Annotated in this window: 12 protein-coding genes and 2 pseudogenes; 8 read left to right on the plus strand and 6 right to left on the minus strand. The window is 72.5% G+C overall.

The window, feature by feature from the left end; all coding sequences use genetic code 11:
- Positions 1-1,229: pseudogene (locus ACWCO3_RS21235) on the plus strand (immune inhibitor A domain-containing protein); the annotation flags it as partial.
- Between the two features lie 165 nt (positions 1,230-1,394).
- Entirely contained in the window at positions 1,395-2,327 is a 933-nt protein-coding gene (locus tag ACWCO3_RS21240) for an alpha/beta fold hydrolase (protein ID WP_145785942.1), read from the plus strand.
- A gap of 4 nt (positions 2,328-2,331) precedes the next feature.
- On the opposite strand, the gene ACWCO3_RS21245 is transcribed toward ACWCO3_RS21240, so the two are convergent.
- Together ACWCO3_RS21245 and ACWCO3_RS21250 are read right to left on the minus strand one after the other, a co-directional pair.
- Positions 2,332-2,697 (minus strand): hypothetical protein, encoded by a 366-nt coding sequence (locus tag ACWCO3_RS21245; protein ID WP_450011601.1) that lies wholly within the window; start codon positions 2,695-2,697, stop codon positions 2,332-2,334.
- The gene (locus ACWCO3_RS21250; protein WP_450011603.1) at positions 2,694-5,525 is read right to left on the minus strand and encodes an SseB family protein; all 2,832 of its coding nucleotides are present in this window, start codon (positions 5,523-5,525) and stop codon (positions 2,694-2,696) included. The genes ACWCO3_RS21245 and ACWCO3_RS21250 overlap by 4 nt, the downstream gene beginning before the upstream one ends.
- 152 nt (positions 5,526-5,677) lie before the next feature.
- Between ACWCO3_RS21250 and mycP the strand changes: the two genes are divergently transcribed.
- Positions 5,678-6,901, plus strand: a complete 1,224-nt coding sequence (gene mycP, locus ACWCO3_RS21255; RefSeq protein WP_450011605.1) for a type VII secretion-associated serine protease mycosin — start codon at positions 5,678-5,680, stop codon at positions 6,899-6,901.
- A gap of 112 nt (positions 6,902-7,013) precedes the next feature.
- Here the strand turns inward: mycP and ACWCO3_RS21260 are convergent, their stop codons facing one another.
- A complete protein-coding gene (locus ACWCO3_RS21260; RefSeq protein WP_269681490.1) occupies positions 7,014-7,307 on the minus strand; it encodes a WXG100 family type VII secretion target in 294 nt (97 codons plus the stop codon).
- A gap of 22 nt (positions 7,308-7,329) precedes the next feature.
- A complete protein-coding gene (locus ACWCO3_RS21265) occupies positions 7,330-7,650 on the minus strand; it encodes a WXG100 family type VII secretion target (protein ID WP_088986744.1) in 321 nt (106 codons plus the stop codon).
- A 282-nt stretch (positions 7,651-7,932) separates the two neighbouring features.
- Between ACWCO3_RS21265 and eccE the strand changes: the two genes are divergently transcribed.
- From eccE to rarD, 4 genes are all read left to right on the plus strand, one after another.
- Positions 7,933-9,816 (plus strand): type VII secretion protein EccE, encoded by a 1,884-nt coding sequence (gene eccE, locus ACWCO3_RS21270; protein WP_450011608.1) that lies wholly within the window; start codon positions 7,933-7,935, stop codon positions 9,814-9,816.
- A gap of 61 nt (positions 9,817-9,877) precedes the next feature.
- Positions 9,878-10,264 (plus strand): phage holin family protein, encoded by a 387-nt coding sequence (locus ACWCO3_RS21275; protein ID WP_145785937.1) that lies wholly within the window; start codon positions 9,878-9,880, stop codon positions 10,262-10,264.
- Positions 10,265-10,370: 106 nt separating this feature from the next.
- Entirely contained in the window at positions 10,371-10,868 is a 498-nt protein-coding gene (locus ACWCO3_RS21280) for a GNAT family N-acetyltransferase (protein WP_145785936.1), read from the plus strand.
- Positions 10,865-11,800 carry an EamA family transporter RarD gene (gene rarD, locus ACWCO3_RS21285; RefSeq protein ID WP_145785935.1) on the plus strand — a complete coding sequence of 312 codons (936 nt, stop codon included), beginning with the start codon at positions 10,865-10,867 and terminating at the stop codon, positions 11,798-11,800. The genes ACWCO3_RS21280 and rarD overlap by 4 nt, the downstream gene beginning before the upstream one ends.
- 88 nt (positions 11,801-11,888) lie before the next feature.
- Here the strand turns inward: rarD and ACWCO3_RS21290 are convergent, their stop codons facing one another.
- On the minus strand, positions 11,889-12,599 hold the full coding sequence (locus tag ACWCO3_RS21290; protein WP_145785934.1) for an anti-sigma factor family protein: 711 nt from the start codon (positions 12,597-12,599) through the stop codon (positions 11,889-11,891).
- Entirely contained in the window at positions 12,596-13,111 is a 516-nt protein-coding gene (locus tag ACWCO3_RS21295) for a sigma-70 family RNA polymerase sigma factor (protein ID WP_088986748.1), read from the minus strand. The genes ACWCO3_RS21290 and ACWCO3_RS21295 overlap by 4 nt, the downstream gene beginning before the upstream one ends.
- 214 nt (positions 13,112-13,325) lie before the next feature.
- On the opposite strand from ACWCO3_RS21295, the pseudogene ACWCO3_RS21300 reads away from it, so the two are divergent.
- Positions 13,326-13,619, plus strand: a pseudogene (locus tag ACWCO3_RS21300) (phosphatase); the annotation flags it as partial.

Consider the following 13,619-nt stretch of genomic DNA (forward strand, 5'->3'; position numbering starts at 1 on the left):
GTGCCGAGGTTGATGCGTACGGCGCTGGCGTAGAGCAGCACGCCGAGGACCACGGCGGTGACGACGCCGCCGATCAACGCGAGCAGCGGGCCACTCAGGTCGTCGTGGCGGGGCAGAAGCAGACCCTGGAGCTCGGCCCGCAGGAGTACAACTCCAAGAAGGCGCAGGCCGTCGTGGTGGTGCTGCCCAAGAGGGAGTACACCTTCAACTACGGCGCACCGTTCGAGGGCTCGAAGCAGTACTTCTCCGGTAACAAGGACAACCTCGACGGCACCATGACGAGGACGTTCGATCTGACCGGCAAGTCCGCGGCGGCGCTGTCACTCAAGGGCAAGTACGCCATCGAAGCGGGCTACGACTACCTCTACTTCGAGGCGTCGACGGACGGCGGCCAGACCTGGACCGACCTGGACGGCACTGTCAACGGCCAGCCGATCGGCGTCGACGGTGCCGGTCGCCCGGCCCTCGCCGGCACCAGCAACGGCGCGTGGGCGGACATCAACATCCCGCTGACCTCGGTCGCCGGCAAGACGGCGCAGGTTCGCCTGCACTACGTCACCGACGGCGGTGTGTCCGAGGGCGGCTTCTTCGGTGACGCGATCACCGTGACCGCCGACGGCCAGACCGTGCTCAGCGACGGTGCCGAGACCGACGCGGGTTGGGCGCTCGACGAGTGGGAGGTCGTCGGTGCCACCTACACCGACGAGTTCGACAACTTCTACATCGCCGGCAACCGGTCGTACGTCTCGTACGACAAGTACCTGAAGACCGGCCCGTACTTCTTCGGCTACGCGAACACCCGCCCGGACTGGGTGGACCACTACGCGTACCAGGAGGGCCTGCTCATCTCGTACTGGAACACCCGCTGGGAGGACAACAACACCGCCCCGGCCTCGCCGACCAACCCGGGTGGTCACCCGGGTGAGGGTCGCAACCTGTACATCGACGCGCACCCGCGCCCGATCTACAACCTGACCGGTGCCCCGTGGCGCGCCCGCGTCCAGATGTACGACGCGCCGTTCAGCCTGAACAAGGCCGACTCGTTCACCCTGCACCTCAACAGCCAGCCGCAGTACATCCGTGGCCAGGCTGCCGAGCCGCTGTTCGACGACACCAAGAAGTACTTCTACGAGGAGCTGCCGAACCACGGCGTCAAGCTCCCCGCAACCGGTGTCAAGATCAAGGTTCTGGAGCAGGACGGCACCTCGATGAAGATCCGGATCAGCTGACCACTGGTCCACCAGCACCAAGCGACGCCCGGGCAGGCCACCTGCCCGGGCGTCGCCCTTTGTCCGGCCGAGGCCCCTGGCACCGCTCCGGGTCAACCCGGGCTTTCCCCTGTTCAAAGCGACCACCGGGGTCGTCGGCGGTAGCCGGGTCCTAGGCTGTCTGCCATGACCGACCAGCGCGGCGGAGCCGTCGACGAGTCCTGTGTCCTCACCGAAGGGCCGTGGACGCACCGCTTCGTCGGCGCCAACGGCACCCGATTCCATGTGGTCGAGGCCGGCACCGGGCCGATGGTGCTCTTCCTGCACGGCTTCCCGGAGCACTGGTGGGCATGGCACCAGATGCTGCCGGCCGTCGCCGACGCCGGGTTCCGGGCGGTCGCCGTCGACCTGCGCGGTTACGGTGCCAGCGACAAACCACCCCGGGGGTACGACGGCTACACCCTCGCCGCCGACATCGCCGGACTGATCCGTGCACTCGGCGAACGGTCGGCGACGATCGTCGGCAGTGGCCTCGGCGGCATGGTGGCCTGGACGGTGGCCTCGTTCCACCCGTCGCTGGTCCGTCGGCTCGTGGTGCTGGGTGCGCCGCACCCGCTGCGACTGCGCGCCGCCATCTTCGCCGACCCGCGTGGGCAGTTCGCCGCGTCCACACCGGCGTTGAAGTTCCAGCTGCCCCGATACGAACACGTGCTGACCCGGGACGGCGCGGCGGGCGTCGCGGAGATCCTGCGCCGCTGGGGCGGGCCGCGCTGGGTGGCGGGGCCGGAATTCGCGGAGTACGCCGAGCGGTGCCGGGAGGCGATGCGCATCCCGCAGGCCGCGTTCTGCGCCCTGGAGGGCTATCGGTGGGCGTTCCGTTCGCTGTTGCGGCTGCACGGCTACCGGTTCGTCCGCCTGATGCAAAAGCCGCTGTCCACCCCGACCCTGCAACTGCACGGTGCGCTGGATGTCGCCTCGCTGCCGCGTACCGCCCTGGGCTCCGGCCGCTACGTCGTCGCGCCCTACGAGTGGCGGCTGCTCGACGGGGTGGGGCACTTCCCGCATCTGGAAACGCCCGATCTGGTGCTCGGCGAGATCCTGCGGTGGGCCAAGAGCTGACCGGTCAGACCCGCTGCTCCCGTAGGTCGGTGACCTCGGCGGCCGGCGCCCACCCCTGGTAGACGCCGAAGTCGAAGACCTCCAGCCGCATCGCCTCCGCCACCGGCCAGCGACCACCCGTGTATTCCACCCGCAGCCAGGCGTCGTGCTCGCCGAGCACGATGAACGGCTGCCCCTGCCAGGTGCACGTGGTCCGGACGTACGCCAGGTCCTCGATCTCACTCGCCGGCAGCACCCGGACGTACCGGCCCGCGCGGACCTCGTCGAAGCCCTCGCCCGGCTCCGGCTGGTAGAGGCGGATGTGGTCACCGTCCGGGCTGGCCTGGTATTCCCGGCCCTGCCAACGGGCCACGTAACCGTCGCGCTTCACGCCTCACCGACCCGTCGCCAGACCACCGTGTCGGTGTCGAGTTCCGCCACCACCCGCTCGGTGCCGTCCGCGCCGATCCGCCACAGCTGCGCGCCGTGCGGGAGGCGCGCGCTGTCCACCTTGAACTCCGCCACCACGTCGCTGCTCTCGCCTGGGGCGAAACCGTTGCCCCGGAACGGGGGACGCTCGATGACCCAGCCCTCCATGGCTCGCATCGCCGGCTCGTTCTGACCGCCGTACGGGATCCGGTAGAGGCTCGGCCGGTGCGCCGGCCAGCGCAGTACGTAGATCTCCTCGGCATCCCGGGAGAACGGCGAGCCGGGGTAGCTGAGGCCGAGCGCGTCGTGCACCTGCGCAGGCGTGGTCAGGTGCGCCAACTCACCGGCCCGGTGCACGAAGCCGGAGACCCGGTCGTACCCCCGGTCGAGGTAGTAGGCGAGCTGAGAGGGAGCGATCGCCTTCTGCATGACAGTCGGTCGCGTCGGGTCGACCGCCGCCGGGGCGTACCGGGGGCGGGTAGTGGGCTCCGCCGCGACCGGGGCTTCTTCCGGATCGACCTCCAGGTCGTCACCGAGCCCCACCTCGGCGGCCCAGTTGGCCAACGCGACGATCTGCTCCCCGGGCAGCTTGGCACCGACAGGGGTGCCCGGGTTGACAGCGAACGACCAGTCCTCGTCCGGCCAACGCCGGATCAGTTGGGCGAACTTCACCCGGACCGTGTCGACGTCACCCTCGAAGTGGTCGGCGAGACGCTCCGGGGACGTGTAGACCACCACGTACGTCTCGCCGTCGAGTTGCGCCGTACGCCAGACGAAGCCCGCATCCCCGGGGCGGCTTCCGCGCAGCGACTCCGGTGCCGCCGGCAGCAGGACCCGGGCCAGCAGCAGGGTGGACAGGAACGTGTCGGTGCTGCCGGAGCCGGCGGCGCCGAGCAGGTCCTCCTCGACCGTGTTGGCCGGGTCGAAGTCGGCCGCCGCCGGATCGTCGGCCGGCGGGCCCTGCCCATCGCCGTCTCCGGTGCGGCTCTCGCCACCGACGGGCAGATCGGTGCTCGGCACGCCGACCGACGAGCTGCCGAGGTCGGACGGACCGCCACCGAGCGGGCTGTCGACGCGGTCGGCTGTGGTCTCCGTCGGAACTGTGGGACGCGCAACGGACGGGCTCGACACCGGCTGGGTCGGGCTGAACGACGACGGGCCGAACATGCTCGGCTCGGAGGACGCCGAGCCGAACGGCGGCGGGGCGGCGGCGTCGGCAGGGTTGCGGGGCCATTGGGCGGCGTGGGCCGGACCGCTGGTCTCGACCGGGGCGGTGAGATCGCGGGACTCGATGATCGTGCCCTCGATGACGATGGGCGTGAAGCCGCGGCGCGGCGCAGGCGGGCCGGACACCGGCTCGGCAGCCGACGTCGACAACTCCTCCACAGGCGGGTACGGGCTCGGCCGGTCGCGGGGGATCGCCTGGGTCTCCTCCGCCGGAGGGCTGGGCCGCTCCGACCCCCGGGTCAGCGGCGGCTCGCCGGTCATCCGGAAGGCGCGGGTGGGCTCCTCGGCCAGCAGGTCGGGCCGGCGCGGAGGCAGCGGCTGGGTGACCTCCTCGGCGGGTGCCGGTGCGCGTACCCCTCGGGGTGCGCCGAGGTCGGCCACCGGCTGCCGGAATGGCCGGGTGGCATCCGGATCGCCCATCGGGAAGGCCCGGGTGGCGGTCTCGTCGGCCGGAGCGTCGGCCGGGCGGCGGCGTGGGAAGGGTTGACTGCCGCGCCCGAATCGCGTCGGCGGGGCAGCCCGGTCACCTGGACGGCCTCCGCTCGTGCTCGGGTCGGGTCCGCGATCCCGGGTGGTGCTGGGTTCGAAGAAGGAGCGACGGGCGGCGGCCTGCGGCCCACCGTTGCCGTTACCCCCGAGCGGACCATCGTCGCCCGGCCGGTCCGCCGCGGGCCAGCCCGCGCCGGGCCTCGGCTGGTCGGCACCGGCGTGGTCGGCGGGCGTCAACGGTGCGAACCGGGACGGCCGACCGGTACGGGGCAGGGCGCTCGGTCGGGGCGGCTCGGTCGGTGGGCGCTGACCGGCGGGCAGGTCCTCCGCGCCCCTTCGGCGCGACGGCTCGGCGGGGGTGGGCGTGCGGGACGCCGGGCCCGGCACCGAGGGGGCACCCACCCGGGCCTGCGCGTCCCACGCGGGCCCGCGAGGAGGAACCGGGGCAGGCGGGACCGGGGCGAGCGGAACGGGGGGAGGCGGAACCGGGGCAGGGGGAACGGGGGCGGGCGGAACCGGCGGCGGAGTCGAAGCGAGCACTGTCGCGTCCGAGCCGAACGACGACGCACCAGTCGCCGACTGTCGACCAGCGGCCGGCGTCGCGTCCCGACCGGAAGGCCCGGTCCGGGTGCGCGCGAGGGTCTCCGCCCGTTCCAGGCGGGCGCGGGCACCCATGGCACGGCCGGGCAGACGAACGTCGCCCCGAGAGAGTTGAGCAACAAACCAGGCCGGCAGGTAACCCTCGACCGGCAGGCCAGGGTTGACGGCCAGCCACCACTCCTGATTGGGCCAGCCGACCGCGAGGTCCGCGAAGGGGACGCGCCGGTTGCTGCCCGGATGCTCACCGAGGCATGCCCGCAGTGCGGCGGCGGAGGTGAAGGCCAGGACGTGCGTCCGACCGCCGGTGGTCCAGGTGCCCCAGCCAGCGGGTGGTTGGCCGGGTTGCGTCGGGGCGGAGACCGGCAACAGCAGGTCGGTGCGGGACAGAAGCCGGAAGTAGAGCTCCTGGTCGTTGGCGTGCAGCGCATCGCGCATCGCCACCTCGGCCTCCGTGGCCGGCTCCCATTCGGTCACGGCCACCTCCCCTTCCGAGAACAGGCCACAGGTATCGCGTACAACCTACAAGGTGGTATCAAGATCACAATGGCTGGCCGTCGGCGGTCTGCCGGGGCGTGGGTGAGGCGATAACATCCCGTCCCGGAGCCGACACGATACGGAGGCCGTCGATGTCTCGATCGATCACGCGCCCGGTCGTCGCAGGTCTGGCAGCCGGCCTCCTGACCGTACCGGCACTCCCGACCGTCGCCGCCACCGCCGGGCTGCGCGTGGTGCCGGCCTGCACGACCTCCCTCACCCCGGCCCGGCCGGTCACCGCCGCACCCTGGCCACAGCGGCGGTACGACCCGACCCGGCTGGCGCCCCTGGCCACCGGCGCCGGAGTGACCGTGGCGGTGGTCGACTCCGGGGTGGATCGGGCGCACCCCCAACTGGCCGAGCGGGTGCTGACCGGCACCGACCTGCTCGACCTCGGCGGGGACGGCAGTCGGGACTGCGCCGGGCACGGCACCGGTGTGGCGAGCATCATCGCGGCGGCACCCCGCCCCGGAGTCGCCTTCCACGGCCTCGCACCTGATGCCCGGATCCTGCCGGTGCGGGTGAGTGAACAGCAGGTGGTGCAGGGTCGGGAGTCGGGGCGTACGGTCACCGCCGACGAGTTCGCCCGGGCGATCCGCTGGGCCGTCGACCACGACGCCGACGTGATCAACCTGTCCGTGGTGTTGTACGCGGACGACCCGGAGGTGCGCTCGGCGGTGCGGTACGCGGTCGACCGGGACGTGGTGCTGGTGGCCGCCGCCGGCAACCTGCACGACAGTGGCGACCCGCAACCCTTCCCCGCCGGCTACGACGGGGTGATCGGCGTGGGGGCGATCGGGGCGGACGGGGTGCGGGCCACCTTCTCCCAGACCGGCCCGTACGTCGACCTGGTGGCGCCCGGCAGCGAGGTGCTGACCGCCGCACCCGGCGCCGGCCACCACCAGGTCGAGGGCACCAGTTACGCGGCGCCCTTCGTGGCCGCCACCGCCGCGCTGCTGCGCGGGTATCGGCCGGAGCTGACCGCTGCCCAGGTGGCCGAGCGGATCATCGCCACCGCCGACCCGGCTCCGGGAGTCGGCCAGGGCGGCGGGTACGGCGCCGGTGTGCTGAACCCTTACCGGGCGGTCACCGAGACCGGCGGCAGCCGTGCGGCCGGCCCGCGGCAGGTCACCGCGCTCGCCGACGACCGAGCCGACCCGGCGACGCTCGCCCGCCAGGCCCGGCGGGAGTCGGCACGGGACCGGGCCCTGCTGGTGGGCGTGGTGGTCGGCATGACGGCGGCCACCGTGGTGCTGCTCGCCCTGGTGCTGCCCCGCGGCGCCCGTCGACGCTGGCGTCCGGCCGGCGAGGCCTGACCCGGTCATCCCAGCGCCCGCACCCGGCTCGGTCAGCTCACTGCCCTGGCCGCTGCGGCGCAGCGGCCGGGGCACCGACCTGGACATGGTCAGCGCTCCCGGCTCACCGCGCTCACTGGAACAGCCCGGTGTTCTTCTTCTCGGTGTCCAGATAGTCGGAGGCGGAGTCGCCCACCGCCACCTTGATGTCCCGCAGCATCGCCTGGAGGTCCTGCGAGGCGGACCGCCACCGCGCCTGCCGCTGCTCGTAGGCCTGGCGGGCCTCGCCCGTCCAGCTCGCCACCAGCGGAGCGGCGTCGCGTTCGAGTTGACCGAGCTGCGAGTCGAGCCTGTTCAACGCTTTCTGGATGTCCGCGCCGGCCTGCTGAAGCGCGGCGAAGTTGACGACCAGCACACCTTGGTCCATCGGATTTCCTCCCCGGGCGGGATCAGAGCGGCAGTTGGATGCCGCCGCGGTTGGTGCCGGCTACCCGGCTGGCGGCCTCGTCGTCGGAGACGTCGTACTGCCGGCCGGCGGTGCGGATCGCGCCGGCGGTCTCCCGCAGCGCCCGGTGCAGCGCCGCCTGGTCCTGGGACCACTGCTGCTTGACCTGCTCGAACGATCGACCACCGGCGCCACGCCAGGCCTGCTGCAACACCTCCAACTCGGCCAGCAGGCCGGTCAGCATGGATTGCAACGACTGGTCCACCTGCTCGAACTTCGCGGCTGTCTGCTGCATCACCGCGGCTTCTGCCTGCGTCTGGGACACCCGGACGTCACCTCGTCTCTCCGCTCGCACCTGGCTCTCGACGCGCCCACTCTGGGGGCGCGTCGGCCGCTCGGCCCGGCCGTCGAGCACTGAGACACGGGTCAGCGACGAACTTCGTGGCTGACGGTAGCGACCTCGTAGCAGTTCTGCTACCCCCTGCGGCTCCCCTGTGGACAACTACGGCAGCCATCGGTCACTTACGATGTGCTGCAGCCACGTCGCGGCGCGTGACGGCCGGTCGGCCGCCGGCCCGACACGGTCCCCACAGGTCGAGGAGGCGCCGTGCCGGCGATCACCACCGGAGGACCGCACCGGGCGACACCGGCCCGGTCCGGGCCGACGACCGTGCCACCGACGGTCGACCCGCCCACCGACCGCGGGCCGAGCCTCGCCGATCAGCAGGCACCACCTCGCCGGTCGCCGTTCGCGCGGGGCACCGATGTCCGAGTGCGGGCCGGTCAACTGGTCACCGCGCAGGTCGCGGCGGCGCTCGTTCTCACCGCCCTTGGCCGACCGGCACCGGTCACCGCGGCGGCGACGCTCGTCGCCGTGCTGCTGGTGGCGGTGGCCGTGGTCCGGATCCGGGGCCGGTGGCTCTTCGAGTGGCTGGGCACGGCCGCCGAGCACCTGACCCGTCGCCGGGAGTTGCCCGGGCCGGCCGGCGCGGCCGAGCTGCTCGAACTGGTCGCTCCGGGCACCGTCGTCCAGTCCACCGAGCTGACCGGTGGGCCTGCGGCGGTGCTGGAGGACACCGTGGGCATGGTGGTGCTGCTGGAGCTCGGCGACCCCGGCGACCTGATCGGCGACGCGTCCCGGGCCGTCCCCGCGCCGTCCGCGTTGCTGCCACCGGCCGGGCCGGATATTCCCCCGCTGCGGGTCCAACTGCTGCTCACCGGGGCGCCGGCACCGGTGCCGGCGGCGGCCGGCACGGTCGGCACGTCGTACCGGCAGCTCACCGACGGGCGGCTCGCCGGTCGGGAACGGGCGGTGGTGGCGGTGCGGGTGCTGCGGGTGGACGGCTGGACCGGAGAGGATCTGCGCCGGGTGCTCGCCGGCACGGTACGCCGGATCGTCCGCCGGCTCGGACCGCTGACCGCACGGCCGCTGGGCGTGCCCGCGGCGCTGCGCGTGCTGGGCGAGTTGGCCCACCACGACGGGCATCCGGTACGGGAGTCCTGGCTCGCGCTTCGGTCCGGCACCCTGCACCAGGCCACCTTCCGGCTGGCCCGCTGGCCCGACGGCGCAGGTGGACGGCGACTGGTGCCCCGGCTGCTCGCGCTACCGGTGACAGCGACGACCGTGTCGATCTCCACAGGCCCGACCCCGGCCGCTTCCGCCCTCGGTGTGCCGACCGAGCTGACCGTACGCCTGGCCGCCGGCACGGCGACCGAGCTGGCCGCAGCAGCCGAGGCGTTGACGCGCCTGGTGGCCGACCTGGGAGGGGAGCTGCGGCGGCTCGACGGCGCGCACCTGAGCGGGCTCGGCGCGACACTGCCGTTGGCGCTGACGACCAACGAAACGCCTGCCCGCCCCCCGTTGGACGACTGGGAGCTCACAGTGGGCGACGCGGGAATGATGGTGGGCACGAACCGGCACGGCGGAGCCGTCACCGTACGACTGTTCCGGCCGGAGAGCACAAGGGTGTTGCTGGTCGGCGGGGTGCGCGCGGCCCAGTTGGTGGCCCTGCGCGCCCTGGCCCTCGGTGCGCTGGTGGTGGTGCAGACGTCCCGGCCGCGCGCCTGGGAACCGTTCGTCCGGGGTGTGGGTGCGCCGGGCGGGACGATCCCGTTGATCCCGCCCGGTCGACCGGTGGCCGAGGGGGTGGGCAGCGCGCTGCGCCCGTTGTTGCTGGTCGTCGACGCGGGGCCGGTGCTGGCCGACGCCGAGCCGCGCCCGCCGTGGCGGGCCACACTGGTGGTACGCGACGAGTTGACTCCGGCGGACGTGGACACGTTGAGCCGCGCCGACCTGGCGTTGCTGCAACCGCTGAACGCCGCCGAGGCCGCCCTGGCCGACACCGCGCTGGGGCTCGGTGGGTCGGCCGAGTGGTTGACCCGGATCCGGGACGACATGGTGGCCGTGGTCAATCGCAGGGCGCTGCGCTGGGCGCTGCTCTCCCCCACTCCGATCGAGTCGCAACTGATCGGGCGACCGGCGCGCGGTTGATCCAGCGGGATGGTCAACTGCCGGGTTACGTAGGTGCGTGGTCCGTGGCACGATCCCCGCCATGGGTTTTCTGAAGGGTCTGCTGATTCGGCTGGCCAGCACAGCGCTGGCTTTCTGGCTGGCCACACTCCTCATTCCAGGCATCTCTCTGGAGTCGACCTCGGCTGTCGAGACGGTGACCACGCTGCTCCTGGTGGCGGTGATCTTCGGCGTGGTCAACGCGGTTCTCCAGCCGATCATCAAGACGGTCGGCTGCGGCTTCTACCTGCTGACCCTGGGTCTCATCGCGCTGGTGGTGAACGGGCTGCTGTTCCTGCTCACCAGTTGGATCGCCGACCAGGCCGGGCTGCCGTTCGATGTGGACGGTTTCTGGCCGGCCGCCGTTCTCGGCGCCCTCTTCGTGAGCATCGTGACCTGGATCCTGGGCGCCGTCCTCGACCGGGACTGACCACCGACCAGATCGGCCCGCCCTGGTTTCCCGCCGGGGCGGGCCGCTGACCACCTTTCGGGAATTGGCCGCCGTGGGTGCCCACCTCGGCGGTTAGCGTCACGTGGTGTTCTCACTGACCCGCGCCGACGGCCACCTGATCAGCACCGACCCCGCCCGGCTCGATCTGGAGCTGGTGCACCACTGGTTGTCGACAGACGCGTACTGGGCACTCGGGCGGGACCGGGCCGTCACCGACCGGGCGTTCGCCGGCTCGCTGCCGTTCGGCGTCTACCGGCCCGAGGACGGCCGCCAGGTGGCGGTGGCCCGGGTGGTCACCGACGGCGCCACCTTCGCCTGGCTCTGCGACGTGTACGTCGACAGGGCCACCCGGGGTCGCGGGCTGGGTGGGTGGTTGGTCGGAGCAGCCCGTGACCACCTGGCCGAGCTGGGCGTACTCCGGATCCTGTTGATCACGAACGACGCACACCAGGTGTACGCGAGGGAGGGCTTCACGCCGTTGGACGTCCCGGAGCGGTGGATGATCCTCGACCGCCGTCCTCCGGTGACCCCGGTCACCGGAAAGGAACAAAGCGGCGGTACGCCCCTTACGGTGGAGGCGTGACGCCTCTCCGCCTGGGATACCTCTACGGCCTCGGCGCGTACCTCCTCTGGGGTTTCTTCCCGCTCTACCTCAAGCTGCTGCGGCCCGCCGGCCCGCTGGAGATCCTGGCCCACCGGGTCGTCTGGTCGGTGGTGTTCGTGGCGCTGCTGCTGGGCGCGCTGCGCAATGTCGGCTTCCTGCGGGCGCTGCTGCGTCGCCCCTGGGCGATGGCCGGAATGGTCGCCGCCGCCGCGCTGATCGCTGTCAACTGGGGCACCTACATCTACGGGGTCAACTCCGGTCGGGTGGTGGAGACCGCGCTGGGCTACTTCATCAACCCGCTGGTCGTGGTGCTGCTCGGTGTGACGGTGCTGCGGGAGCGGCTACGCCCGGCGCAGTGGGTGGCGCTGGGGATCGGCGCGTCAGCGGTCGTGGTGCTCACCGTCGACTACGGCCGGCTGCCCTGGCTGGCGTTGACCCTGGCGTTCAGCTTCGCCGGCTACGGGCTGGTCAAGAAGCGGCTGGGGCTGCCACCGGCGGAAGGACTCTTCGTCGAGTCCGCGGTGCTGGCGCTGCCGGCGCTGGGCTACCTCGCCTGGCTGACCGCGAGGGCCGACTCGACCTTCGGGCACGTCTCGGCCGGGCACACCGCGCTGCTGGTGCTGGCCGGAGCGGCCACGGCGATCCCGCTGCTGATGTTCGCCGGGGCGGCCAACCGGCTGCCGCTGAGCAGCCTCGGCATGGTCCAGTACCTGGCGCCGATCCTGCAGCTCGGCTGCGGTGTGCTGATCTTCCACGAGCCGATGCCGCCGGCCCGCCTCGCTGGCTTCGGGCTGGTCTGGCTGGCCCTGATCGTCTTCACCACCGACGCTGTCCGGACCTCCCGCAGAACCCGGTCCCGCCAACCCGAACCCTCCGTCGATCATGGAGTGGTGGTGCCCGCCCGGCCCTAGTTCGGGCGGTTTGTCACCCACCACAACTCCATGATCGACGCGGCCGGGCCGGACGCGACCGGGCCGGACAGACCGGGGGCCGGCGGGACTACGGGACGGCGTAGGTGAGCAGGGGGGTGCCGTCGGCTTTCTGCAGCTCCACGCTGGCCAGCTCGGCGTCGGTGAACCTCGTGTTGCCGGTGAAGCTGAGGTCGTCACCGGGGGCCGCGAGCCAGGAGCCGATCTGCTCGGTGGCGCCATTCGGGCCGTGCGCGACCAGCCGGAACGGGTACGCCTTGCCGTAGCTCGTCCGCGCGTCGTACCCGCACCGCATGGTCACCCGTGTGCCCCACTTGGTGCCGACCAGACCGATGTCGGCGTGCACCGGCCCGGCGGCGGCCACCGGCCGCATGGCGACCATCGACACCTGTGGGCCAGGAGTGCCCTGCGCCTTCGGCGGCGGGGTGACCGGTCGGGGCAGCACCACTGCCGTACCGACACCCACGACCAGGGCCAGCCCGGCGGCGGCCAGGGTGGTCAGCGCGTACCGTCGCCGGTCCGCGGAGCGTTGCCGACGCCGGCGACGCCGGGCCTCGTCGAGCAGCGCGGGCACCCGGGGCGGGGCCGGCGGGGGCAGGATCTGCTCCAGTCCCGCCGGGTCGAGGCGCCCGAGCAGCCCGGGCAGCACGGCGATCTCGGCGACCGACTCCCGGCAGGAGGCGCAGCCGGACAGGTGCCGTTCGTACGCCGCCCGTTCGGCGGGGGCCAAGGCACCCAGCACGTACGCGCCGTCGTCGTACGCGAACTCGCACCGGGTCATCCCGTCACCCCCATCTCGGCCAGGACCAAACGTAGAGACCGCAACGCGTAGTGGGTGCGGGACTTCACGGTCCCCGGCGGTACGCCCAGGCGGGACGCCGCCTCGGCCACCGACCGCCCCTGGTAGAAGCATTCGACGAGCACTTCCCGGTGGGTCGGGCTGAGTCGGTTCAGCGCCTCGGCGACGGTCCACGCCTCCACAGCCCGCTCCGCCTCGTCGATCACCTCCGGTGGTTCGGGAAGGTCGTCGGTGAACACCTCGCCCACTCGGGTGGACCGTCGCCGCCAGGCGTCGATGGCCAGGTTGCGGGCGGTGGTGAACAGCCACGACCGCACCGAGCCGCGTTTCGGGTCGAGGGACTCCGGGTGTCGCCAGGCCCGCAGCAGCGTTTCCTGCACCAGGTCCTCGGCGCGCTGCCGGTCCCCGTTGACCAGCCGCAGGGCATGGGCGTACAGCGCCTCCGCGTGCTCGTCGTGCAGCGCGCGCAGCAGTTGGGCGTCGTGGTCGCTGATGGCGGTCTCCTCGCTTCCTGCGCGCGTCCGGCGGTGCGTCCGCCCGTGAATACGTGCGGTCACGCCGAACGGTTCAGCCCGAGGTCAGACGGTTGCCGCCCGGAGAGGTGTTCATGCCTGGTTCACATCGCGGCCGACGAGCGCTCACCACGTCCTCCTAGCGTCCGGCGGGTACGCCGCCTGTCGTGCCACCGACTCCCTGGAGGCTTCCCCCATGAGCGACCGCCCCCGGCTGCTCCCCCTGTTGACCGGCAACCGCCATGGCACCCGTGACGCCATGACCTGTCTGTACCGGTGCGGAAACGCCTGCGACCACCCGGTCCCGAACACCTCCGACAACGCGTACTTCGGTGACGTGGTGAACGCGGAGGTCTCGCGGCGCGGCGTGGTCCGGGCCGGCGCTGTCGGCGCCCTGGTTCTCGGGTTCGGCGGCGCGGCGGCCTCCGCGACCAGGTCGACGGCCTCGCCTGGGCGGTTGCTGTCGGCGCAGGCCGGTACGAGGAGGAGT

This window comes from Micromonospora sp. NPDC002411 (assembly GCF_053592955.1).